Source organism: Flavobacterium sp. P3_A6 (genome assembly GCF_056403035.1).
This window is the reverse complement of record NZ_JBFUGG010000005.1, coordinates 204,767-228,394: the sequence shown is the minus strand read 5'-3', so window position 1 is coordinate 228,394 and position 23,628 is coordinate 204,767. Positions and strand designations below refer to the sequence as shown.

Below are 23,628 nucleotides of genomic sequence, written 5' to 3'. Positions count from 1 at the left end.
TAAGGGATTTTTTAATTTAAAAACGCAAAGAGAATGACTCCAGAAAAATTACAGTCTATTGCTTTCAAATGGTTTGAAGCTTTTAATAATCATAACTTGGAACAATTATTATCTCTTTATGATGATGAAGCAGAACATTTTAGTCCGAAATTAAAAATAAGCAGACCAGAAACTCAAGGTTTAATAAAAGGGAAAGAGGATTTAGGAAGCTGGTGGCAAGATGCTTTTGACCGATTACCCAGTCTGCATTATAAAGTGACTTCGCTGACAGCCAACGCAGACCGTGTTTTTATGGAATACATCCGCATTGCCGACGGTGATGAGAATATGCTTGTAGCCGAGGTTCTTGTGGTAAAAGAAAATAAAATTGTTGCTTCACGAGTGTATCATGGTTAAGATTTTAATAAAAGATTAACAATTATATTTGTATTAATAATTAGTTTTATAAAACCTTAAAATAAAACAAATATGAAGAGAATAGCATTTTTTATAACAGCAGCAGTTGCGTCGATAGTATTAGTGAACTGTAAGTCGAATGAGAAAAAACAAGATTTTTCATCATTCACCAAAAATTATTTTGATGATAAAAATGTATTAGATCCTTTGGGAGCGACTCAAAACGGTCAAAATGAATACAATGATCAGTTGCAATTTGAAATGACAGATAGCTTTAGAAAAAAGCAGCTTGAATTTTTTGACAAATATGAGACTGGATTATCTGCATTTGATGAAAATCAACTTTCAGATGAAGAGAAAAATAGCTATGAAATTATAAAATGGGAAGTTGAAGTTGGAAAAAAACTATTGGAACAGCCTACAAACCTAATGCCGATTCATCAGTTTTGGGGTACGCATTTAACCATGGGGCAATTTGCAGGAGGTACAAGTGGCCAGCCTTTTAAGACAGAAAAAGATTATACTGATTTCTTAAAAAGAATGGATAAATATAGTTTTTGGATTGATTCTGCTTTGGTATATATGAAGAAAGGAATTGAAAAAGGAATTGTTTTGCCTAAAGCATTAACAGAAAAAGTAATTCCACAATTTGCTGAAATGCCAACTCCAAATATTGAAGACAATTTGTTTTATTCTTCTATAAAGTTGATGCCTGCGACATTTTCAGAAGAAGTGAAAAAAGATCTAACAGCTAAATATACTGCTGAAATCAATGAGAAACTAATTCCAAGATATAAAAAAATGGCAGATTTCCTTAAAAACGAATATTTGCCAGCATCAAGATCTACCAGTGGAATTGGAAGTTTACCTTTTGGAAAAGCTTTATATGCAGTTTATGTAAAACAATGGACTACAACTGATATGACTCCAGAAGAAATACATGAATTGGGATTAAAAGAGGTTGCCCGCTTAAATGCTGAAATGGAAAAAGTAAAAAGCCAAGTTGGATTTAAAGGAACTCTTCTTGAGTTTTTTGAGTACGTAAGAAACAAATCTGAATTAAAACCATTCAAAAAACCAGAGGAAGTAATTGCTAATTTTGAAAGAATTTATAGTGTTATAAAACCAAATGTTGACAAGTTATTTTCATTACAGCCTAAAACAAAATTTGAGATTAGAAGAACAGAAGCATTCCGTGAAAAAACGTCAAGTGCTGAGTATATGCAGGGAACGGCAGATGGTTCTCGCCCTGGGATTTTTTATGTTCCTATTCCTGATGTGAAAGAATATAATGTATATGGAGATGAAGATTTGTTTTTACATGAAGCTATTCCTGGTCATCATTTTCAAATTTCACTGCAACAAGAGAATACTAGCTTGCCCGATTTTAGAAAATTCAATTGGTTCGGGGCTTATGGTGAGGGCTGGGCATTATATACAGAGAGTCTAGGTAAAGAATTAGGTTTGTATCAAGATCCTTATCAATATTTTGGCATGTTGGGGAATGAAATGCATAGAGCAGTTCGTTTAGTGGTTGATACAGGATTGCATAGCAAAGGTTGGACAAGAGAGCAAGCTATTAAATATTCTATGCAGAATGAAGCCGAAAGTGAAGAAGGAATTACTGTTGAAATTGAGCGTTATATGGCTATTCCAGGACAAGCATTGTCATACAAAATAGGGCAGCTCAAACTTTTGGAACTTCGTAAAAGAGCACAAGATAAGATGGGAGCTAAATTTGATATTAAAAAATTTCATGAGAAAGTATTAGAATCTGGTGTGATGCCGTTAGCTTTATTGGAAAAGAAAATCGATTCTTGGATTAATTAATAGTACTAATAGTAGCTTAAAAAAAGCGGTAACAATTCTAGAATTGTTACCGCTTTTTTTAAATAGTTTTTAAAATTATAATTTAAAAATTTTACTTAAGAAATTTGTTTTGACTAAAGTGTCAGTACTATAATAGGTGTCTTCACATTCAAAATTAGGATATCCAAGAATGATTCTAATGCCTTCTGGGACAGTGTTTAGTATTGCTTTTTTTTCAGAATTTAAATTATTTTGAATGTTTTTTGTTTTTTGTTGCTCATTTTTAAAGTGTGACAAAATGAGCATGACAGCAAAATTTAAAACAGCCCCCGCAGTTGCACTTTTAATGCCAATTTCGTTTGATATCATTTCAGATATGCGTCCTTTTTTAGTAGAAAAAATTAAATTTAGGGGAATAAAACCTTCCCGTTCAAATGAGTAATTTATTGAAGACAGTTTCCCGTTGTCATATTCTATGGTTTTGTAGAATTCGGTAAAGGTTACGCATTCAATAAGATCGTTATATAATGAAGGACTTTCTATTATATTATCAAGACCAATAAGTACGGTACAGATACTCGTATCAATTGATTTTTTTAATAAAATTTCATTTTCTTCATATTTTTTACAAAACATTGAAATTAATGGCGAAGTTATTATGCTTCGTAGTTGATTAAGTAAAATGGGGGTCATACTTTTATCGTTTATCAAGTAAATACATTATTTGTATTGATTTTAAATAATAGACAAAATGATCAATTTTGTCGATTATCTGATAAATATATAAAAAATATAACAATGGGCAATAAAATTAAACTTTTTTATAAGATAGTATTTTTTACATAATATTTTTTTTGTATTCACTATTTCAGCTTAGGTCAATAGTTTAGGGGAAATTGCTGTTTTGGTAAGCCTAAAAACAGGCTTAATCCGGATAACAGGGGGAAATATTTATTCTCATAGAAAGAAGGGCTTCCATGGTTATAATTTTGTTTTGAAAACCTGAAACAGTCAGAAGCGAAAAAGCTTTTTCTTTGTCATCAGGGTTAAGTGAAGCTGGTAAGCATTTCAATTACAGTTTTTCTCTTTTTGACTGTAACCCAGTTTGTCAAAAGCTTCGGCAAATTCCCAGCCTCACATTATGGGATTATCTAATCTTTTTGCTTAATTCCAACTTTTGCACCTGATCCCCTTTTTGTTGGATCAAAAAAGGAATAAAAACAAAAAACCCACTAATTTCTTAGTGGGTTTTGTGGTACCTCCAGGGATCGAACCAGGGACACATGGATTTTCAGTCCATTGCTCTACCATCTGAGCTAAGGTACCTTGCTAATATTTCACTTTGCTCTTATTTTGTTAGGAGTTCGATGAACTTGTTTGCGGGTGCAAATATAGAACCATTTTTAATTTATCCAAAAGAAATTTTAAAAAAAATCAATTCGTATCTTCGCATTGATAAATATAAATTATGATTCTAGCCATTGATGTTGGAAATACCAGAATTAAAACTGCTGTATTTGAGGGTGCTACTGTTTTAGAAAGCTTTGTTTTTTCGAAAACTGAGCTTGGAAAAAACATTCAAAATATTTTAAAAAAATATAGAAAAGTTACTCATTTGGTTATTTCTTCGGTTTCGGATATAGAAAAACAGTCTTTTTCAGAATTTGAAAGTCTTGTGGATATTCATTTTGTTTCACATAATGATTCATTTCCATTTGTCAATCGTTATAAGACTCCTAAAACTTTAGGGGTAGACAGGATGGTTCTTGCTGCGGGTGCAACACTTCAGTTTCCGAATCAAAACCGGCTGGTTATTGATGCTGGGACTTGTGTGACGTATGATTTTATCGATGAATCGGATAATTATCTTGGAGGAGCAATTTCTCCGGGTTTACAGTTGCGATATGCTGCATTGCATAACTTTACTGCAAAACTTCCCTTATTGGAACTGGAAAAACCAGAATATTTTATTGGTAAATCTACTTCAGAATCGATACATTCTGGTGTTGTAAACGGATTGGTCTATGAAATGGATGGTTTTATAGATGAATATAAGGTATTACATCCAAACTTTATAATAATTTTAACGGGCGGAGATGCAGTTTTTTTGGCTAAACGATTAAAAAATACCATATTTGCCAATTCAAATTTTCTATTAGAGAGTTTGAATCAAATTTTTCAATATAAAACAGAAAATGATTAAAAAATTTATTGTTATTGCAAGTTTCTTTTTTTCGCTAATGGCTAATGCTCAAAGTGGATCTGCGTCTCCTTATTCTTTTTTCGGATTAGGAGAATCCAGATTTAAAGGAAATCTTGAAAACCGTTCCATGGGCGGACTTAATATAGAGCAAGACAGTCTTCATATAAATATTTTGAATCCTGCGAGTTTTGCTTCTATAAGAGCCACTGCTTTTACAATTGGAGGAAATTATACGTCAACCAAATTGAAAACGGATTCCAAAAGTGATAATGCTCAAAGAACGACCATTGATTATTTAGCTATAGCTCTGCCTTTAGGAAAAATGGGGGTTGGATTCGGGCTGTTGCCTTATACCTCAGTGGGATATAATATTGAATCTACTAATCCAAATGTACCCGATGCTGTAAATAATGTTTTGAAAGGTACTGGCGGTTTAAATAAAGCCTTCTTTTCATTGGGTTATACAATTATTCCTAATTTAGTAGTGGGTGGTGATGTGCAGTATAATTTCGGAAGAATTAATAATTCGAATTTAGAATTTCTGACGGGAGTATTGATTGGAACAGAAGAAAAAAATAAAGCGGATTTAAATGGATTTGCTGCTAATTTTGGTGCTATGTACAAGTATAAAATTTATAAAAAAACAAATTTTTACAGCAGTTTTACATACGCTCCTCAAGCTACGTTGTCGTCAACAAATACTAAAACTATTTCAACTGTAACTTATAATTCAAATTATGATGTTGCTATTTATGATACTTCAGATAAAAAAGAAATTAGAACAGATTTAAAAATTCCTGAAAAAATGTCTTTTGGTTTTGGAGTTGGGCAAACTAAAAAATGGCTGTTAGGCACGCAATTGGTTTTTCAAAATGTTGGAAAATTAACAGATGATTTTAATACAGTAGACAATGTTTCTTACGGTAAATATTCAAGTTATAGTTTAGGCGGTTTTTATGTTCCTAACTACAATGTTTTTTCAAAGTATTATCAAAAGATTGTCTATAGAGGAGGTTTAAGATACACCAAAACAGGAGCAATAATCAATTCGGAAGAAATTGATGAGAAAGCAGTTAGTATTGGAATGGGTCTGCCTATTATTGGAAGTCTTTCTAATGTAAATATAGGTTTGGAATATGGGCAAAGAGGTACAACTTCTCATGGATTGATTCAGGAAAATTATTTTACTCTTGCAATGAGTTTTTCTCTTAATGATAAGTGGTTTAGACGTAGAGGAATTGATTAATCAATTCATGTTAGTCTAATTCTTCTTCTTTGTTTAAATGAATGCTATGAATTTTTTTGATAAATATATTTCGGCTCTTTTGTTGCTTTTCATTATTGTAAGTGTTCTTTTTGGTTGTGAAAGTAATTTTAAAGAGGTGCATAATAATGATTATTCTGAATTTGTCCCAAGTGGTGATGCAGATCAGGTGAATTTAAAATATACTGATTCTGGGAAAATAAAATCGATACTTGTAAGTCCAAAAATGTTTGATTATTCTAATGTCGATTTTGCCTTTACAGAATTTCCTAAAGGTGTAGATGTGACCATTTATGACAATAAAGGAAAAAAAACATTTATCAGATCTAATTATGCAGTTTCCTACAAGCAGACTAATATCATAGATTTGCAGGGCAAAGTGAAAATTACTTCTGAAGCAGGACAGATACTGGAAACGGAACAATTGTTTTTTGACCAAAAAAATCAATGGTTTTATACAGAGAAAAAATTTAAGCTGACCGATGCTGCAAATAGTTCTACTGGTCAGGGAATTGATTTTAGTAAAGACTTTAAAACGATTAATTCGCAGAGAATACAGGGAGAAATTGAATCCAAAGAATAATAAAAAACAAACATATGAATTTTCTAAAATACACATCCTATTTATATTTAGCTTTTGGACTTTATTTTTTATACGAAGGATATACAAAATGGAGTGCTAACGAGAATCCTTTGTTGAGTTTTGTCATTGGAGGTCTTGCTGTTTTTATGTTTTTCTTTAGAAGAAAGTTTGCGAAAAAGTTTGAAGACAGAAATAAACAATCATAAATGAAATGGAAATAAGTATCATAATATTGTGCTTAATACTATGTGCTTTTTTTTCAGGAATGGAGATAGCTTTTATCTCTTCGAATAAAATTTATCTGGAGTTAGAGAAAAAACAAGACAGTTTTCTTTCCAGAACACTTACTAAACTTACAGAAAAGCCTTCAAAATTTATTGCGGCGATGCTTATTGGCAATAATATAGCATTAGTGGTTTATGGGTTTTTCATGGGTGAGTTATTGATGAGGTGGTTACTGCTTTTTAACCTGCATTTTTCGGATGCTGTAAGTCTTTTAATTCAAACAGTAATTTCAACAGTAATAGTTTTAATAACAGCTGAATTTCTTCCTAAAGTTTTTTTTCAAATTTATGCCAATTCACTAATTAAGTTTTTTGCCATACCATCTTACTTTTTTTATCAATTATTTTATTTTGTTTCTACTTTTCTGATTTGGATTTCAGATTTTATTTTGAGAAAATTTTTTAAAACAGAAGGAGATCAAGTACAGTTTTATTTTAGTAAAATAGAATTAGGAAACTATATTACCGAACAAATGAGTACGGTTGAGGATGATGAAGAAGTAGATTCGGAAATACAGATTTTTAGAAATGCTTTAGATTTTTCGGGAGTAAAAGCAAGAGATGTAATGACGCCGCGTACCGAGATCGCCGCCATTGATGTAATTGAATCGATAGAGGATCTGAAGGCATTGTTTATAGAAACGGGTTATTCAAAAATAGTAATTTATCAAAAATCATTAGATGATATCATTGGTTATGTGCATTCTTTTGATTTGTTTAAAAAACCTTCCAGTATTAAAGAAATAGTAATCCCGGTGGAATTTATTCCAGAGGCGATTTATATAAAAGACGCCATGAATTTATTGACTAAAAAAAGAAAAAGTGTGGCCGTTGTATTGGATGAATATGGCGGTACATCGGGAATTCTTACAATTGAGGATATTGTCGAAGAGCTTTTTGGCGAAATAGAAGATGAACACGATTTGGATGAAGAATTAATTGAAAAAGAGTTAGATGATAATTCATTTTTATTTTCCGCCCGTTTTGATGTGGAGTATTTGAATCAAACATATAAGCTGGCAATTCCCGAGAGTGATTCCTATGGAACGCTTGGAGGATTTATAGTTGATTTTACTAAAGAAATTCCTCAAAAAGGAGATGAAATTACTATTGATAATTATCATTTTGTCATTGAGGAAGCAACAAATAAGAAGATTGAATTGGTTAAAATGACCGTCAAGGACTAGGATTGCTTTTTTAATTTAAAAAAAAGCAAAAAAAAAACAGTAGTTCTATAATTATTAATTAGATAATTGTATTTTCGCAAACAAAATTTTAAAATAAACAATAATATACAATGGCAGTTTTATCAAAAATCAGACAACATTCCGCTATAATGATTGGAGTTATTGCTCTAGCATTATTCTCATTTATCATACAAGATCTTTTTACAAAAGGGAATTTTGGTAAAAGCTCGAAGGATGTTGGAAGCATCAATGGAAAGGATATTGCATTTGAAGACTTTAGGCTTAAAGTAAGCAATGTCGAAAAAAGCGGACAGGGAATTACAGCTACAGAAGCGTCGAGAAGAGTTTGGGATCAAGAAGTGACAATTGCTTTGCTTTCTGCAGAATTTGATAAATTAGGATTAAGAGTAGGAGAGAAACATATCTTGGAAATTCTTAAAGCTGATCAAAATATTGGTAAAAACCCAATGTTTTTGAATGCTGCCGGTATGTTTGATGTTGTAAAATTTAAAGAGTTTTTTAAATCAAATCCAGAGCAGGCTCAATATTTAAAAGACAGAGAGAAAGACGCAGAATTGAATGCTAAATTTCAAATTTACAATACTTTAATTAAAGGAGGTATTTATACAACTGAAAGTGAAGGAAAATTCAATTATGAATTGGGAGCTAACAAAGTAAATTTTGATTATGTTGCTGGTTTGTTTTCTACTATTAAAGACAGTGAAGTAAAAGTAACTGATGCTGATATATTGGATTACATGAAAGCAAATCCAAAAAAATTCAAATCAGAAGAAACTCGTGAAGTAGAGTATGTTTTGGTTGAAGATAAAGCATCTCCAGCAGATATTAATGAAGTTAAATCCAAACTTGTTTCTTTGTTGACAGGAAGTGTGGTTTACAATCAGGCTACAGCTAAAAATGATACTTTAGCTGGATTTAAAAATGCTAAAAATGCAGCTGAATTTGTAAATTCAAATTCGGATGTACCTTATGATTCTTCTTACGTTGCCAAAAAAGATTTGCCAGCAGTTGATGCAGATAAATTATACAATTTAGCTCCAGGAGCTGTTTATGGGCCATACGTTTTTGGTAAATACTACTGCATTTCTAAATCATTAGGCAAAAAAGCAGGTGTAAATGCGAAAGCTAGTCACATCCTTATCAGTTATGAAGGAACTCAGGTTCCTAATAAAAAAGAAAAAAGAACAAAAGAAGAAGCTAAAGCTAAAGCAGAAGCTATTTTAGCTCAGGTTACTGCAAATCCTGATAGTTTCATGATGTTAGCATTTACTGCTTCTGATGATTCTTCAGCTCAGCAAGGAGGTGATTTAGGATATTTTGGCCAAGGGCAAATGGTAAAACCTTTTAATGACTTTGTTTTCAATAATGGTATTGGTAAAATTGGATTAGTTGAAACCCCATATGGTTACCATATAATTAAAGTTACAGACAAGCAGGATGGTGTTCGTTTAGCAACTGTTGCTCAAAAAATTGAAGCTTCAGAGGCTACTTCTGATAAAATATTCGAGCAGGCCACTAAATTTGAAATGGATGCTACTGACAAAGATTTTAATAAAACAGCCAAAGAAATGGGACTTACTGTATCGCCAGCTGTTACAGTAAAAGCAATGGATGAAAGTTTTGGTCCTCTGGGAGCCCAAAGAACTATTGTAAGATGGGCTTTTGAAAATGATACTAAAGAAGGTGCTGTTAAAAGATTTGAAGTGGCGAATTTAGGTCATGTAATTGCTAAACTTAAGGCTATTGATAATTCAGGATTGGTTCCAGTTGTTCAAGCAAGACCTTATGTTGAATCTATTCTTAAAAATAAGAAAAAAGCGGAATTGCTAAAAGCGAAAATGACAGGAAGTTCATTAGAAGCAATTGCAAAAGCAACAGGTTCTACTGTTCAAAAAGCTGTTGATGTTACTTTGGAAAATCCAGTTTTACCTGGAGGAGTTGGTCAAGAGGCTAAAGTAGTTGGAAATGCATTGGCTTTGGGCGCTAATAAAGTATCTGCTCCAATCGAAGGAGTTACTGGTGTTTATGTGGTAAAAAATACAAGCACTGTTAAAGCGCCAGCTCTAAAAAGCTATGCTGATAACGTTGCTAAATTAAAGGCACAAGGTGCTTCAGATGCAAACAGAGTTTTGCCAGCATTAAAAGAAGGTGCTGAAATAAAAGATAACAGAAAAGATTTTAATTACTAAACGGTAATTACTAAACAATAAAAAGTCCGATACTTATAAACTGCAAGTATCGGACTTTTTATTTTAACTATATTCTTTAATTGTTTGCTATAAAATCACAGTTAAATTGTATGGGGTAATTTTTTGTAAGCATTTTTAAAATCTCTTTTTACTCGTTATAAGATGGTTCAGTGTTTTATTATTGTGAAAATTTGCTGTTTAAAGTTTATTTTGGTATATAATCTAAACAATTTGTGTTATTAAAAAAATTGCCATTAATTTGTTCTTTAATTTTATGAAAAGGATTTTCTCAATAAAATTTTAGTTTAAGATAGATTACTTGAAAATTTTAATTAATAATAATTTGTATGTTTAGTTTTTTTAGAAAAAAGCCGAAAGTATATTCCAAAATTGAAAATCATATTTTTGGAATAATTACTGAGTTATTGAAACTTAGCGTTACGGATATTAATTGTGACGAATTAGGAGGTAAATATTATTTAAGCAATGAAGAGCAGCATTTTAGAGTTACCATTTTTAGTAATGACGCAGTTATCAGATTGACTAATACGCGTGACTCTGTTGCAGAGAAATATGACAAAATCTTTGTTGATGATGTTTTAAGAGCTGTAAAAGAAGAAAAACACCGCAGGATGGAATTAGTGTGCGATTCGATTACAACTAGTATAGAAAAAATGGCTGAGCGTTTGCACAATAAACTCATTGAATCAAATGAGAAGGCTGATCATACGATACAGCTTGTTGAAGCTGCGAAATACAATAAAAGCAAAAAAGCAAATTAGGATCATTTTTTTATTTGACGATTTTATGAATTCTGCATTATAAAATCATATCACGATACTCAATAATTGTTTCGTAGCCTTTGTCTAAAAAGTAAGATTTAGGATTTTCCTCAGAGATTACTAATACAAAATCTCCTCCCCAAGCTCCAAGACTTTTTATAGTCCCGTTAAAATCTGGAAATAAAGTTTCTTTAACCGTTTTGGTTTCAAGAATTGTACTTAATATTTTTTCGTGGTTTTCTAAAGTTTGCGCAAAAGCGGTCGCGTTTTCTGCGTTTAAAACCGTTTGGGTTATTTGGCTGATAATCTCTTTTTGGGTTTCTAAATTGTTTTTTTTCTCTTTATAAGAAGCTATCGCGCTTTTACTGCTTTGCTTTTGATTGAGATAAACAAAGTATAGATTTTTTGAAAAAGAAGGATTGAATTGTACAGTTTCAATAATAGCTTTTTCCTGTTCAAGATGATATACAATTGGAGTGTTATTTTGAGCGCAGGCAATATCATAACCACTGCCTCCAAAGCTGTTTTTAAGCAGTGTGAAAGCATCAATTTGAAACCATTGAGCAATATTATTTATCAGAGTAGAAGAGGTTCCTAGTCCCCATTTTCTTGGAAAACTTAATTGAGTAGTTACGATATAGCCTTCGGAAATTAATAACGCCTTAGGATTAAGTTGGTAAGCTGTTCTTAAAATGGTAATTAAGGTGTTTTTTATTGATTCTGTTTCAAAAGGAGTTGTTGAGAGAATTGCAGCAAACGGAATTGTCTCATCAAACCAAATACTTCCATCAGCATCATAGCTTGTCCATTTTATTTCTTGGCTATTGTTTTTTTCAACAGTCAGATTTTGGCCAAATTTTGTTGGTAATGCCAATGCTTTTGCTCCGTCAAGAACCAGATATTCTCCTGTTATTAAAAGTTTGCCGTTGCTATAGAAGGTATCTTTCATTTTTTTAAAATAATTATTTCCTTAAATTCTCCAGAAAATCGACTACGGCACTATGTGAAACCACGTGGTGTTTGAAGTGTTTTTTGGTCAAAATACGTTCTTCTTCATTGGCTTCAAACTGGTTGAGGATATTATTTAAATGCATTTTCATATGCCCATCTTGAATTCCGGTGGTTGTCAGCGATCGCAATGCGGCAAAGTTTTGAGCCAATCCTGCTACTGCTACGATTTGCATTAATTCTTTGGCGGATGGTTTCTCCAGCATTTCTAGAGATAATTTCACCAAAGGATGCAGTGATGTTAAACCGCCAACAGTTCCCAGAGCCAATGGTATTTCCAGCCAAAAACTAAAGATTCCGTTTTCTGTTTTGGCATGGGATAAGCTGGAATATTGCCCATTTTTTGATGCATAAGCGTGAATTCCTGCTTCGATGGCTCTAAAATCATTTCCTGTGGCAAGAACAACAGCATCAATTCCGTTCATGATTCCTTTATTATGGGTTACTGCTCGGAAAGGTTCCACTTCGGCAATTTGAACGGCTTGTATAAATTTAGCAGCAAAATCATGTGGATTTTCGATGTGTTTTTCAACTAAATCTTCTATAGGACAAGATACTTCGGCACGGACAATGCAGTCTGGAACATAGTTGGAAAGAATACTCATTACTGTTTCTATGTTTTTTTCTTCTTCTGAAAATGACTCGAAAGCCAATGCTTCCTCCTTTAATGTTTTGGCAAATATTTCCAAGCAGGAGTTTATAAAATTGGCTCCCATGCTGTCTTTTGTTTCAAAAGTGGCATGAAGCTGATAATAATTTGGGAGTAAACTGGTCTTGTCTTTCAGGATGATGTCCAAAATACCGCCACCGCGTTTTTGCATATTCTTGGTGATATTTTCGGTCGAATCAAATAACTTTGATTTCAATTGGGTAAAGAACAGCGCTAATTTTGATGTATCTCCTTTATAGATAAAATGTACCTGTCCAATTTTTTCGGTATTAATAACGGTTGCTTTGAAGCCTCCGCGTGTTGACCAAAATTTGGCAGCTTTGGAAGCGGCAGCAACTACAGAGCTTTCCTCTATAGCCATTGGGATGGTGTGGTATTTGCCATTGATCAGGAAATTTGGTGCCACTCCCAGCGGAATATAAAAATTGGAGATGGTATTTTCTATGAATTCATCATGCAGTTTCTGAATTTTTTCATCGGCATTCCAATAGTTTTTCAGTAATGTAACTGCTTCACTTGGAGTTGAAAAATAATGATTGGCAATCCAGTTTATTTTTTCTTCTTTGGATAATTTAGAAAATCCAGCAACTGCGTTATTCATAGAGTATAAATTATAGCTTTATCGCAGCAAAGATACGTATTCATTTATTTTATTTTGGAATTGATTTTATTCTGCTTAATGCTAAAACTGAAAGCTTGGGTTTCATAAAAAAAGACTGGATGGTTTTGTGAATGTCAGCGGCATCCTGTTTATTTTATATTGAAAAGAAAAAATTACTTTTAGTGATATTTTTTATAAATTTTTAAATATAGCCTATTTAATAGGAAGAATGTTTGGTATTAATTCAATCGTTGAAAAACATTCATAAGGATTGTTAAAAATATTATTTTATAACATTTAACAGCGTAAAAGTGTTTTATTTGCGGAAATTTCACTAAAATTGTTGTTTTTATAACTTAATCCATATTATGTATTCGAATAAAATTAATGCGTTACTTTTCTTTTTATGTATTACAGTATTCGGGCAGCAAAAAATCACTGTCGATGAGATTTTTACAGGCGCTTTCCGAGCCAAAGGGATGGATGAATTACAATCATTGAAAAACACAAATCAATATACTGTATTGAATTTTGACAGAACAACTAGGAGTATGCAAATTGATCTTTATGATTTTGCTACCTTAAAAAAAGAGTCAAACTTAATTGACACTAAAAACTTTACGGCACTTTCAGACGGAATAGATAGTTATATGTTTGATGCTTCTGAAAAAAAGATATTAATTGCATGTAATTCTGATAAAATTTTCCGTCACTCTTTTACCGCAGATTATTTTTTATATGATCTCACAACCAAAACTCTAACAAAACTTTTTGATTTTAAAGTACAGGAGCCTGCTTTTTCTCCTGATGGGACAAAAATTGCTTATGCTAAAGGAAATAATTTATATGTATATGATGTAGCCTCAAAAAAATCGGTAGCCATTACATCAGACGGTAAAAAGAATTCCATCATTAATGGTATTACAGATTGGGTTTATGAAGAAGAATTTGCTTTTGTAAGGGCTTTTGATTGGAGCAAAGACAGCAAAAAAGTAGCTTTTATCCGTTTTGACGAAAGTGAAGTTCCAGAATTTTCGATGTCAATTTTTCAAAAAAGTTTGTATCCAACTATTGAGACTTTCAAATATCCGAAAGCAGGAGAAAAAAACGCAACAGTTTCTTTACATATTTATGATGTAGAGGGCAACACAGCTAAAAAAGTTGATTTAGGAAATTATAAGGATTTTTATATTGCGAGACTGAAATGGACAAATGACAGGAATGTATTGTCGGCACAGGTTTTAAACCGTCATCAGGATAATCTGGATTTGTTATTTATTGATGGGACAACAGCTAACGCAAAAGTTGTTTTGAACGAAAAAGACAAAGCATACGTTGATGTAACTGATAATTTAACGTTTTTACAGGACAACAGTTTTATCTGGACAAGTGAAAAAGACGGTTTTAACCACATTTATCTTTATGATAAAACAGGAAAACTTAAAAATCAAGTTACAAAAGGAAACTGGGAAGTTACTTCATACTACGGTTTTGACGAAAAGACAAAAACCATTTTTTATCAGTCTGCAGAAAATGGTTCTATTAACAGAGATGTTTACCGCATTGCATTAGACGGAAAAGACAAAGTGCGTCTGTCTAAAAATACAGGAACCAATACGGCTACTTTCAGCCCTAATTTCCAATTCTTCATTAATACTTTCTCAAGTGCCACTCAGCCTACTGTTTATACTTTAAACGAGTCAAAAACGGGGAAAGAAATTAAGGTTGTCGAAAATAATCAGGAGCTTGCCTCTAAATTAAAAGGTTATAATTTGCCTTCTAAAGAGTTTTTTGTTTTAAAAACAGAAAAAGGAAACGAATTAAACGCTTGGATTTTGAAGCCTAAAGATTTTGACCCTTCTAAAAAATATCCTGTTTTCATGTTTCAATATTCTGGACCAGGATCACAGCAAGTAGTAAATGGATGGAGCAGTTCTAATGACTATTGGTTCATGATGCTAACTCAGCAAGGTTATATTGTGGCTTGTGTTGATGGTAGAGGAACTGGGTTTAAAGGAGCCGATTTCAAGAAAGTAACCCAACTGCAGTTAGGAAAATATGAAGTTGAAGATCAAATTGATGCAGCCAAAGTGATAGGAGCTTATTCTTATGTAGATGCTTCAAGAATTGGTATTTTTGGCTGGTCTTATGGAGGTTTTATGGCATCAAACTGTATTTTTCAGGGAGCCGATGTTTTCAAGATGGCTATTGCAGTAGCACCAGTAACCAACTGGCGTTTTTATGACAGCATTTACACCGAAAGATACATGCAGACTCCACAAGAGAATGCAAGCGGATATGATGTTAATTCGCCAATTAATCATGTAGATAAATTAAAAGGAAAATTTCTTTTGATTCATGGTTCTGGTGATGATAATGTGCATGTTCAAAATTCGATGCAAATGATGGAAGCATTAATTCAGTCTAATAAGCAATTTGATTCTCAAATATATCCGGACAAAAATCATGGTATATATGGAGGGAAAACAAGGATTCAGCTATACAATAAAATGACTAACTTTATCAAGGAAAATTTATAACCCAAATCATAACCTAAACAAAAACCAAAACAAAAAAATGACAGAAACTAAAATGAATACAGCACATCCAAAAGGGCTTTGGGTGCTGTTTGGAACCGAAATGTGGGAGCGTTTCAACTTCTACGGAATGCGGACCCTATTAACCCTGTTTTTAGTAAATTCTTTATTAATGAAAGAAGAAGACGCTTCTTTAATTTATGGAGGTTTTCTTGGACTTTGTTATTTAACTCCAATGTTAGGAGGTTTTATTGCAGATCGTTTTTTTGGAAATAGGAACTGTATTATGCTGGGCGGATTATTAATGGGTATAGGGCAATTATTATTATTTACCAGTGCAAGTGTTTTTGGTGATAATATAGGGTTAGCTACAGCTATAATGTATTCGGGATTAGGAGTAATCATTTTTGGGAATGGTTTTTTTAAGCCAAATATTTCCAGTATGGTGGGAAGTTTGTATCCAAAACAGGAAAAAACAAAATTGGATACTGCTTTTACCATTTTCTATATGGGAATCAATATAGGAGCTTTTTTAGGTCAATTTATATGTCCATTAGTAGGAGATGTTAAAAGCGAAGGAGGTATAAGAGATATTCATGCTTTCAAATGGGGGTTTCTTGCAGCGGCAATTGCAATGCTTATAGGAACGCTGTTATTTTATTTCTTGAAAAATAAATATGTGGTTACTCCGGATGGTAAGCCATTAGGAGGGCACCCATCTAAAAATGAATCATCTGATTATGAAGAAGGAGAAGCTCAAAGTGCAGTTTTTTCGACTAAATCATTAATAGTTTCGGCATTAGCTTTTATTGGAATGTTCTTTTTGTTTCATTTTTCAGTAGACGGCGATAATGTTGTTAAAACCATTATTTATCCAATTATTTATGCCTGCGGTATAACTTTGGCGGGTTTAATTTTATCTGACAGTTCATTGACAAAAGTTGAAAAAGACCGAATTTGGGTTATTTATATAATTTCTTTTTTCATTATTTTCTTTTGGGCTGCATTTGAGCAGGCAGGTTCTTCATTAACTTTTATTGCTGATAATCAAACGGATAGATTGATAAATTATCCTGTTTATTTAGGATATTTTTTAGGTTTCTTTAAAGCTGTATATGAATTAGTTATTGGTAATGGATTTCATATAACACAAGTGTTGTTTTGGGATATGCCTCCATCAATGGTTCAAATTTTTAATGGATTATTTGTTGTTGCTTTAGCTGTTCCATTCAGTATGTTGTGGGATAAATTAAGAGCAAATGATAAAGAACCTATTTCGCCTGTGAAATTAGCCTATGGTTTATTATTGATTGCAGTAAGTTTTTTTATGATTGCAAATCAGGTTAAAGATCTTGGTAGCTCAGGTTTGTTAGCACTTAAATGGTTAATCCTTTTGTATTTATTGAATACTTGTGCTGAATTATGTTTGTCTCCAATTGGTTTATCATTAGTTGGAAAATTATCACCAAAACGTTTTTCTTCTTTACTATATGGTGTGTTTTTTTTGTCAAATGCATCTGGATATGCACTAGCGGGAACTTTAGGAGCAATATTGCCAGCCACAGGAGACAAATTTGTAAAAGCAAAAGAATTAGGGATAGATCTTCAGGCTGTATTGGATAAAAAAATAATACCAACAGCTGAACAATTACAATTATTGGACAAAAATCAAATTATGGATCATAACCCTGTTTTTGTTGGGTTTGAAATTCATAATTTATTTGAATTCTTTATGGTTTTTGTGAGTTTAACTGGACTTGCGGCACTATTATTATTTGCATTAACTCCATTTTTGAAAAAAATGATGCATGGTGTCAGATAATTTAATGAAATAAAAAAATACTGGAAACATCATCTTTTGGATTCAATCTGAAAGATGATGTTTTTTATTTACATACTTAAAATAATTATAATGGAACAGAATTTAAGTTTAGAACAAATTCAAAATTTTAAAGGAAAATATCCTAGGCAATTATGGAGCCTTTTTTTCTCTGAAATGTGGGAACGTTTTTGTTTTTATGGAATGCGTGGGATGTTGGTTTTCTTTATGATATCTGAACTGGATTTTCAAAAAACTGAAGCCAATCTTCAATATGGGGCAACACAGGCTTTTGTGTATGCCTTTACTTTTATTGGAGGATTATTTGCGGATAAAATTCTTGGATTCAGAAAATCACTTTTTTGGGGAGGATTAATGATGATTGTTGGGAGTGCTATTTTAGCTGCCAATCCTCGCGAGTTTTTCTTTTTAGGAATTTCGTTTACGATTATTGGGACTGGTTTTTTTAAGCCAAATATTTCTACAATGGTTGGTTATCTTTATAAATCAGGTGATTCAAGAACCGATGCCGGATTTTCTCTTTTTTATGCAGGTATAAATTTAGGCGCATTATTAGGGGGATATTTGTGTATTGCTATAGGGAAAGGTGAAATGTTTGCTAATTTAATATCCGAAGATAAAAGATGGAATGTTGCTTTCGGTTTAGCTGCAATTGTGATGATAGTGAGCTTAATCAATTTTATTTTTACTCAAAAATCACTTGGAACAATCGGTTTGCAGCCAGGACATCCATTGGCAGAAGTCAAATCGAAAGTTATTTCAAAATGGTTAGAATATTCGGTTTATGTTGGAACTATTCTGATGGTACCTATTATCCAAATTATGGTATCTAAAACGGAATATACCGATTATTTTATGTGGACAATCGGGCCATTAACATTACTGTATCTGTTTTATGAAATGACAAAAGTGACTTCACAAGAACGGAAAAAACTTTGGGCAGCTTTAATTTTTATATTGTTTTCTATTGTTTTCTGGGGGATATATGAACAAAGTGGTGGTTCATTAAGTATTTTTGCTGCTGAAAATTTAGATAAAAATTTACTAGGAATGACTCTAGACCCGAATGGCGTGAACAATTCAGGGGGTTCATTTTTTATTATTTTTTTAGCGCCTCTTTTAGGTCTTTTATGGATTTTGCTTAGCAAAAAGAAAATAGAGCCCAATACAATTATAAAATTTGGATTAGGATTTATATTCCTGGGATTAGGATATTACGTGCTTTTTGCTACTAGTTTTTTCGCAACACTTGCTGGAATTACCTCTTTAAATGTATTCACTTTAGCGTTATTAGTAATCACTTTTGGTGAGTTATGTTTGTCACCAATTGGATTGTCAATTATGACAAAACTTTCGACCAAAAACCTTCAGGGAATGATGATGGGAATGTGGTTTCTGGCTAGCGCTTATGGACAATATGTAGCAGGGATTATCGGAGCAGGATTGTCCGAAGCTAAGGAAGGGGCTTCAAAACTTGAAATCTTGACTACCTATACAGAGGGATACAAACAACTTGGACTATATTCATTAATTGCCGGAGTCATTTTAATTGTGATTTCGCCTTTAATTAAAAAATTAATGCAAGAAGTAAAGTAAGTGATCACTTTTACTGTTATTTTGTATAAATTTGTAAATTAAGAAATATATTTTGAAGCAAATAAAGTTCAGTTTTTGAATTTGCTTAAAAGAATTAATAAATACGCTAGATGAAAAAAATAATTTTAATCGCATTCTTTTTTATTGGGCTGAGTGTTTCTCAAGCGCAAGAATTAAAATGGTACACAGATGTAAAAGAAGCTATCAAAGTTTCTAACAAAGAGAAGAAACCGCTGCTGTTGTTTTTTACAGGAAGTGATTGGTGTGGCTGGTGTATTCGTTTGCAAAATGAAGTATTAAAAACACCTGAATTCAGTAAATGGGCAAATGAGAGCGTAATTCTTGTAGAATTGGATTATCCTAGAAGAACTGCCCAATCTGAAGCTGTTAAAGCACAGAATAACGAACTGCAGCAAGTATTCGGAATACAAGGTTTTCCAACAATTTATTTTGCAAATGCTAAGGTTAATAAAGAGGGTAAAATAAATTTTGAAGGTCTGGGAAGTACTGGTTATGTGGCTGGCGGACCTGCTGCATGGATTGCTTCGGCTGATCCTTTTGTGAAAAAAACGGCGTTAACCTCAGAATCTAAAGCTAAATCAAAAACTAAGAAAGCTTAAAAAAATATTAGTTAATTTTAAAGAATCCCTTTTCGGCAGTTGCATGGAAGGGGATTTTTTGTTTAGAACAAGTTGCTGCCCATTTTTTTTGAACTGACTTATAATTTGATGCATCAGCAATAAGAATTTTGGGTTTTATAAGATGCAGTAGTCGGTCCAGATTGAGTTTCGGCGACTGTGTCAGCAGTAGAATATCAGGATGAATATTCTTAGGGAATACCATTGAACTGTCTATCAAAAGGATTTTTTTTCCTTTGAAATAAAACAGATTTTTTAATTTCAGCTGTTCTTTTAAAGTGCTAAAATTAGCAGTCAGGTAAGATGATAACATGGTGTTGTTTTTGATATTCTTTAGAATACTGTCATTTGTATACACAGTTGCTATAGTTCCGTTTCTTTCTATGAGCTGTGTTTTTTTGGAGGTGTTCAAGACTATGAATTCGGTTTGATTCTGAATCCCCCATTTGGTTGATATGCAAGACAATTGGAATGTTATAACAGCTGATAATACTACTAATGCGCTTTTGGCGTTTTTCTGTTGGAATGCTATAATTAGGGTAATAATTACCAAATAACTGCTTATTAGAAGAGGAGCGTTCAAAGGAATGTTTTTTATAATAAACTGTTCAAATGAAGCAATGAAACTAATTATTTTGTCCAAATAATGAATACTTAATTCCAGTATTTTTGCCGGATAAAAAGGAACCCAGTTAAAAGAGGCTAAGACCATTACTAAACATCCAACTCCCATAATAATACTTAGGAATGGAATCACAATGATGTTTGTAACAAAGAACAACCCCGGAAATTGATGAAAGTAATAAATACTAAGTGGCAGCGTACCAATCTGCGCCGCAAATGAAACGGTTAATATGTCCCAAAAGTAGTTCCCGATTTTGTTTTTTGGTCTCCAGATATTTGCGAACAGAGGCTGCAGCCAAACAATAAAAAACAGCGCCGCATAACTCAGCTGAAAACCTACATCGAATAAAAAAGAAGGCTGGAACAGTAAAATAAGTAAGATAGAAACGAGCAGCGTGTGATAAATGTTGACGCTCCTCCTTAGATACTGACCAATGGCAACAAACGAAAACATCGTCACAGACCGCACAACTGAAGGAGCAAGCCCCGCCAGAATTCCAAAAAGAAACAAACTGGCAAGTGTAATTAATAGCTTGATGAAAGCGCCTTTTTTGGTGTTTGAAAAAGGTTTCAGCACAAAAGTGACAAACAATAGTATAAAACCAATATGCAATCCCGAAACTGATAAAATATGCACAGCTCCCGCATATTGATAGTCTTGTATAATTTCTGGAGCAATGTCTTGTTGCTGTCCCATTATGAGCGCTGCGGCGACGTTCAATTCTTTATTACTGAATTTGCTTTTCTCTAAATTTTGGATAATCCGAGTCCTGAATTGCGATGCGTGATACCAAATGTCTTTTGTTATTTCCGAGTTGAGTTGTGTTTCATTTGGGGCAGCATAGAGCTGGGCATAGATTTGTTTGTTTTCGAGATATTTGGAATAATCAAATTGATTTGGATTTTTTTGAGTGGTGTTTTTAATTAATGAAGCATTTATTTTTAATTGATTTCCAATGATAAAATGATCTGACAAGCTGTCTTTGCGCATGTTGAGCAGAATTCGGCCAGATGCTTTTTCTTTGTCAACCGAATTTAGTATGGCAATATAGCGTTCATTAAAAGCGGTACTTTTTAATTTTTCCCTTAATGTCAGCGTGAAAGTGTGGTTTTTGTCAAAAATATTTTTGTAATGAGTGTAGTTGTCTGGTCTATTGGAATCAGTGTGGATGGTTTGTGTAGTGGCACCGATGGAAAAGGCGAGGAGATAGACTGCTATGCCGAAACGCAGTTGAATTTTGATGTTTTTTTGGTTTGAATAATACGCACTGATAAAAACAATAACAGTTATAGCCTGAAAAGCAAATATAGCCGTTGGAATAGGTTTTAGTAAATAAGTAATCAGTATGCCTGCAATAAAGGCTATTGCGATTCTGGCTAATGGGAATTGTAATACTTTCATATCGCCAAAATACAAATTTTTGTAAGAAATAAAGTCTTTTTATTTGTAATTTAAGGTAGGGTTTTTGAGATTTCTAACAAATATTAATTTTGCTTCGATTAATACGGAGTAAAAAAATTGTATAAACAAAATTCATACTGAACGGGTTTATAGCTATAAATTTCTATATTTGGAAATAGTATGGAATGAAGCAAATCTACGCCAAGCTACCTAAATTTGGATTTATAGTAGCTATTTTATAGCAAGTATATACAAGTTATCTGTAATTTTAAAAATAACGAAAACCTTGTTCAAAATATTCGGCTTAATAATGATTTTAATCATGATGTTTATTTATAAACCGGATTTATTTATAGTAGACAGAAATATTTTGAAAGAGGGAAAAATAGTTTTCATGTAGCAACAGAAGATAATTGTATTGATCATAAAAAACCTTTTTTAGGGTTCTTACACAATATTTTTTGGAAAGTACATCCAATGTCTTTTATAAAAAAGCAATCTAATTGTAGTTTTAACCCACTATATTTATATGCTTATTGACAAAAGTAAGAAAGAGCCGAGGTTTTTAGATGAGCTAATGCTGGCATAAATTTCATAAATTTAATATTATAGATATGATTAGACGAATTCTCCTAGTATTTTTATTAATTACTAACTTATCAGTAAACGCCCAAGACGATAATGTAAAAATTGATAGTCTTCTAAAAGCATACGTGTCATTAAACATGTTTAACGGCACCTTGATGATTGCTAAAAAAGGCAAGGAAATTTACGAGAAAAGTTATGGTTACAGTAATACAATCAATAATGGGAAAATTTCTTCAAAAAGCATATTTCCAATAGCTTCACTTACCAAACCATTTACGGCACTTTTGGTCTTAAAACTTATAGAAGAGAATAAAATATCTATAGATGACACAATAGGCAATTTTTTTGAAAATTATCCAATGGGCAATAAAATCACCATAAAACATCTGCTAACGCATACATCAGGAATTTATGAGATCTTAAGAAACCCATATTACTGTGAAAAGCTAAAGACTAATGAAAAGTTTAATAGTACTGAAATAATCAGTTTTTTCAAAGATAAACCATTAGATTTCGAGCCTGGCACAAAGTTCAGTTACTCAAATAGTGGATATGATTTATTGGGTATGATAATTGAAAAAGTGACTGGACAAAGCTATGAGAATTGCTTAAAAAAGTATATTTTGAACCCCCTCAAAATGACAAACACCGGATGTGACTACAACCAAGTTAAAGAAGGAAAAAATAAAGTAACTGGATATTCTTACTTATCTAATTCAAAACAAATAGAGACAAATTTGTGGAATCCAAATTTGCTTTTTTCATCGGGCGGATTATATAGCTCAATTTCCGACCTGCTCAAATTATACAATGGATTAAAAGCAAACAAAATTATTTCAAAAAAAACTTTTGGTTTAGCAACAACTCCATTTTTGGACAGTTACGGTTATGGTTGGTTTATTGACACAATTGGGAACGATAAAATTATAAATCACGGAGGTAATATTGAAGGGTTTACAAGCTATTTTTTAATGAATGAAGAAAACGACATCTGCATTATTTTATTAAATAACATTACATCTTCATCTTTAGAGAGAATTGGCAATTCGGTTTATAAAATAATAACAAATAAGCCATATACTTTGCCTAAACCTAAACAAGTAATACAGCTAAAGCAAGAGGTTCTATTGTCATATATTAGTAAATACGAAGTTTCAAAGAATTATATTGCTAATGTTACACTTGAAAATGGAACTTTATTTTTGCAAATCAACAATGACCAAAAGTTAAAACTATTACCCGAAAATGAAAATACTTTTTTTGTTAAAGGGGAAGACATGGACATTGAATTTATTTCAAAAGAAAACCTTGTTTTTCAATTAAAAATTAGACAAGGTTTGTCTACAAAAATAGGGGACAAAATTCAGTAAAAAATATGTAAACAAGGGAATGTTAACCAAAAGATA

The 23,628-nt window shown here is 32.3% G+C and carries 18 protein-coding genes and 1 tRNA gene; 14 read left to right on the top strand and 5 right to left on the bottom strand.

Features of this window, described 5'->3' with window-relative positions; translation table 11 throughout:
• Positions 1–33: 33 nt before the first annotated feature.
• Both AC1DVP_RS07455 and AC1DVP_RS07450 read left to right on the top strand, forming a co-directional pair.
• Entirely contained in the window at positions 34–396 is a 363-nt protein-coding gene (locus AC1DVP_RS07455; protein ID WP_477182869.1) for a nuclear transport factor 2 family protein, read from the top strand.
• 72 nt (positions 397–468) lie between these two features.
• Positions 469–2,226 carry a DUF885 domain-containing protein gene (locus tag AC1DVP_RS07450; RefSeq protein WP_477182868.1) on the top strand — a complete coding sequence of 586 codons (1,758 nt, stop codon included), beginning with the start codon at positions 469–471 and terminating at the stop codon, positions 2,224–2,226.
• Between the two features lie 75 nt (positions 2,227–2,301).
• Here the strand turns inward: AC1DVP_RS07450 and AC1DVP_RS07445 are convergent, their stop codons facing one another.
• Both AC1DVP_RS07445 and AC1DVP_RS07440 read right to left on the bottom strand, forming a co-directional pair.
• Entirely contained in the window at positions 2,302–2,916 is a 615-nt protein-coding gene (locus AC1DVP_RS07445; RefSeq protein WP_477182867.1) for a DUF937 domain-containing protein, read from the bottom strand.
• Between the two features lie 542 nt (positions 2,917–3,458).
• Positions 3,459–3,531: transfer RNA gene (locus tag AC1DVP_RS07440), tRNA-Phe, on the bottom strand.
• Between the two features lie 142 nt (positions 3,532–3,673).
• Here AC1DVP_RS07440 and AC1DVP_RS07435 point away from each other — a divergent pair.
• The 7 genes from AC1DVP_RS07435 (at position 3,674) to AC1DVP_RS07405 (ending at position 10,718) form a co-directional block, all read left to right on the top strand.
• Positions 3,674–4,408: a type III pantothenate kinase gene (locus AC1DVP_RS07435; RefSeq protein ID WP_477182866.1), complete on the top strand. Its 735-nt coding sequence runs from the start codon at positions 3,674–3,676 to the stop codon at positions 4,406–4,408.
• The gene (gene bamG / locus AC1DVP_RS07430; RefSeq protein WP_477182865.1) at positions 4,401–5,654 is read left to right on the top strand and encodes a BamG family beta-barrel-assembly machinery protein; all 1,254 of its coding nucleotides are present in this window, start codon (positions 4,401–4,403) and stop codon (positions 5,652–5,654) included. Before AC1DVP_RS07435 ends, bamG begins: the two co-directional genes overlap by 8 nt.
• A gap of 46 nt (positions 5,655–5,700) precedes the next feature.
• Positions 5,701–6,255 carry an LPS export ABC transporter periplasmic protein LptC gene (gene lptC, locus AC1DVP_RS07425; protein ID WP_477182864.1) on the top strand — a complete coding sequence of 185 codons (555 nt, stop codon included), beginning with the start codon at positions 5,701–5,703 and terminating at the stop codon, positions 6,253–6,255.
• A 14-nt stretch (positions 6,256–6,269) separates the two neighbouring features.
• A complete protein-coding gene (locus AC1DVP_RS07420; RefSeq protein ID WP_477182863.1) occupies positions 6,270–6,461 on the top strand; it encodes a hypothetical protein in 192 nt (63 codons plus the stop codon).
• 5 nt (positions 6,462–6,466) lie between these two features.
• Positions 6,467–7,726, top strand: a complete 1,260-nt coding sequence (locus AC1DVP_RS07415) for a hemolysin family protein (RefSeq protein WP_477182862.1) — start codon at positions 6,467–6,469, stop codon at positions 7,724–7,726.
• A 110-nt stretch (positions 7,727–7,836) separates the two neighbouring features.
• The gene (locus AC1DVP_RS07410) at positions 7,837–9,936 is read left to right on the top strand and encodes a peptidylprolyl isomerase (RefSeq protein ID WP_477182861.1); all 2,100 of its coding nucleotides are present in this window, start codon (positions 7,837–7,839) and stop codon (positions 9,934–9,936) included.
• 347 nt (positions 9,937–10,283) lie between these two features.
• Positions 10,284–10,718 carry a hypothetical protein gene (locus AC1DVP_RS07405; protein ID WP_477182860.1) on the top strand — a complete coding sequence of 145 codons (435 nt, stop codon included), beginning with the start codon at positions 10,284–10,286 and terminating at the stop codon, positions 10,716–10,718.
• Positions 10,719–10,755: 37 nt separating this feature from the next.
• Here the strand turns inward: AC1DVP_RS07405 and AC1DVP_RS07400 are convergent, their stop codons facing one another.
• Together AC1DVP_RS07400 and AC1DVP_RS07395 are read right to left on the bottom strand one after the other, a co-directional pair.
• Positions 10,756–11,667 (bottom strand): GYDIA family GHMP kinase, encoded by a 912-nt coding sequence (locus AC1DVP_RS07400; protein WP_477182859.1) that lies wholly within the window; start codon positions 11,665–11,667, stop codon positions 10,756–10,758.
• Positions 11,668–11,680: 13 nt separating this feature from the next.
• A complete protein-coding gene (locus tag AC1DVP_RS07395; RefSeq protein WP_477182858.1) occupies positions 11,681–12,997 on the bottom strand; it encodes a hydroxymethylglutaryl-CoA reductase, degradative in 1,317 nt (438 codons plus the stop codon).
• Positions 12,998–13,365: 368 nt separating this feature from the next.
• Between AC1DVP_RS07395 and AC1DVP_RS07390 the strand changes: the two genes are divergently transcribed.
• The 4 genes from AC1DVP_RS07390 (at position 13,366) to AC1DVP_RS07375 (ending at position 19,590) form a co-directional block, all read left to right on the top strand.
• Positions 13,366–15,537, top strand: coding sequence for a S9 family peptidase (locus AC1DVP_RS07390; protein WP_477182857.1), 2,172 nt, complete (start codon positions 13,366–13,368; stop codon positions 15,535–15,537).
• 37 nt (positions 15,538–15,574) lie between these two features.
• Entirely contained in the window at positions 15,575–17,356 is a 1,782-nt protein-coding gene (locus AC1DVP_RS07385) for a peptide MFS transporter (protein WP_477182856.1), read from the top strand.
• 90 nt (positions 17,357–17,446) lie between these two features.
• Positions 17,447–18,970, top strand: coding sequence for a peptide MFS transporter (locus tag AC1DVP_RS07380; protein ID WP_477182855.1), 1,524 nt, complete (start codon positions 17,447–17,449; stop codon positions 18,968–18,970).
• A gap of 110 nt (positions 18,971–19,080) precedes the next feature.
• Positions 19,081–19,590, top strand: a complete 510-nt coding sequence (locus AC1DVP_RS07375) for a thioredoxin family protein (RefSeq protein WP_477182854.1) — start codon at positions 19,081–19,083, stop codon at positions 19,588–19,590.
• A gap of 7 nt (positions 19,591–19,597) precedes the next feature.
• On the opposite strand, the gene AC1DVP_RS07370 is transcribed toward AC1DVP_RS07375, so the two are convergent.
• Positions 19,598–21,634: a ComEC/Rec2 family competence protein gene (locus tag AC1DVP_RS07370; RefSeq protein ID WP_477182853.1), complete on the bottom strand. Its 2,037-nt coding sequence runs from the start codon at positions 21,632–21,634 to the stop codon at positions 19,598–19,600.
• A gap of 614 nt (positions 21,635–22,248) precedes the next feature.
• Here AC1DVP_RS07370 and AC1DVP_RS07365 point away from each other — a divergent pair.
• Positions 22,249–23,592, top strand: coding sequence for a serine hydrolase (locus AC1DVP_RS07365; protein WP_477182852.1), 1,344 nt, complete (start codon positions 22,249–22,251; stop codon positions 23,590–23,592).
• Positions 23,593–23,628 lie beyond the last annotated feature (36 nt).

What these genes read in the sequence shown, in the direction of transcription:
- bamG (WP_477182865.1), top strand. Translation starts at nt 4,401, where the DNA reads ATGATTAAAAAATTTATTGTTATTGCAAGTTTCTTTTTTTCGCTAATG.
- AC1DVP_RS07455 (WP_477182869.1), top strand. Translation starts at nt 34, where the DNA reads ATGACTCCAGAAAAATTACAGTCTATTGCTTTCAAATGGTTTGAAGCT.
- AC1DVP_RS07405 (WP_477182860.1), top strand. Translation starts at nt 10,284, where the DNA reads ATGTTTAGTTTTTTTAGAAAAAAGCCGAAAGTATATTCCAAAATTGAA.
- AC1DVP_RS07415 (WP_477182862.1), top strand. Translation starts at nt 6,467, where the DNA reads ATGGAAATAAGTATCATAATATTGTGCTTAATACTATGTGCTTTTTTT.
- AC1DVP_RS07385 (WP_477182856.1), top strand. Translation starts at nt 15,575, where the DNA reads ATGACAGAAACTAAAATGAATACAGCACATCCAAAAGGGCTTTGGGTG.
- AC1DVP_RS07400 (WP_477182859.1), bottom strand. Translation starts at nt 11,667, where the DNA reads ATGAAAGATACCTTCTATAGCAACGGCAAACTTTTAATAACAGGAGAA.
- AC1DVP_RS07365 (WP_477182852.1), top strand. Translation starts at nt 22,249, where the DNA reads ATGATTAGACGAATTCTCCTAGTATTTTTATTAATTACTAACTTATCA.
- lptC (WP_477182864.1), top strand. Translation starts at nt 5,701, where the DNA reads ATGAATTTTTTTGATAAATATATTTCGGCTCTTTTGTTGCTTTTCATT.
- AC1DVP_RS07410 (WP_477182861.1), top strand. Translation starts at nt 7,837, where the DNA reads ATGGCAGTTTTATCAAAAATCAGACAACATTCCGCTATAATGATTGGA.
- AC1DVP_RS07380 (WP_477182855.1), top strand. Translation starts at nt 17,447, where the DNA reads ATGGAACAGAATTTAAGTTTAGAACAAATTCAAAATTTTAAAGGAAAA.
- AC1DVP_RS07390 (WP_477182857.1), top strand. Translation starts at nt 13,366, where the DNA reads ATGTATTCGAATAAAATTAATGCGTTACTTTTCTTTTTATGTATTACA.
- AC1DVP_RS07450 (WP_477182868.1), top strand. Translation starts at nt 469, where the DNA reads ATGAAGAGAATAGCATTTTTTATAACAGCAGCAGTTGCGTCGATAGTA.
- AC1DVP_RS07370 (WP_477182853.1), bottom strand. Translation starts at nt 21,634, where the DNA reads ATGAAAGTATTACAATTCCCATTAGCCAGAATCGCAATAGCCTTTATT.
- AC1DVP_RS07395 (WP_477182858.1), bottom strand. Translation starts at nt 12,997, where the DNA reads ATGAATAACGCAGTTGCTGGATTTTCTAAATTATCCAAAGAAGAAAAA.
- AC1DVP_RS07435 (WP_477182866.1), top strand. Translation starts at nt 3,674, where the DNA reads ATGATTCTAGCCATTGATGTTGGAAATACCAGAATTAAAACTGCTGTA.
- AC1DVP_RS07375 (WP_477182854.1), top strand. Translation starts at nt 19,081, where the DNA reads ATGAAAAAAATAATTTTAATCGCATTCTTTTTTATTGGGCTGAGTGTT.
- AC1DVP_RS07420 (WP_477182863.1), top strand. Translation starts at nt 6,270, where the DNA reads ATGAATTTTCTAAAATACACATCCTATTTATATTTAGCTTTTGGACTT.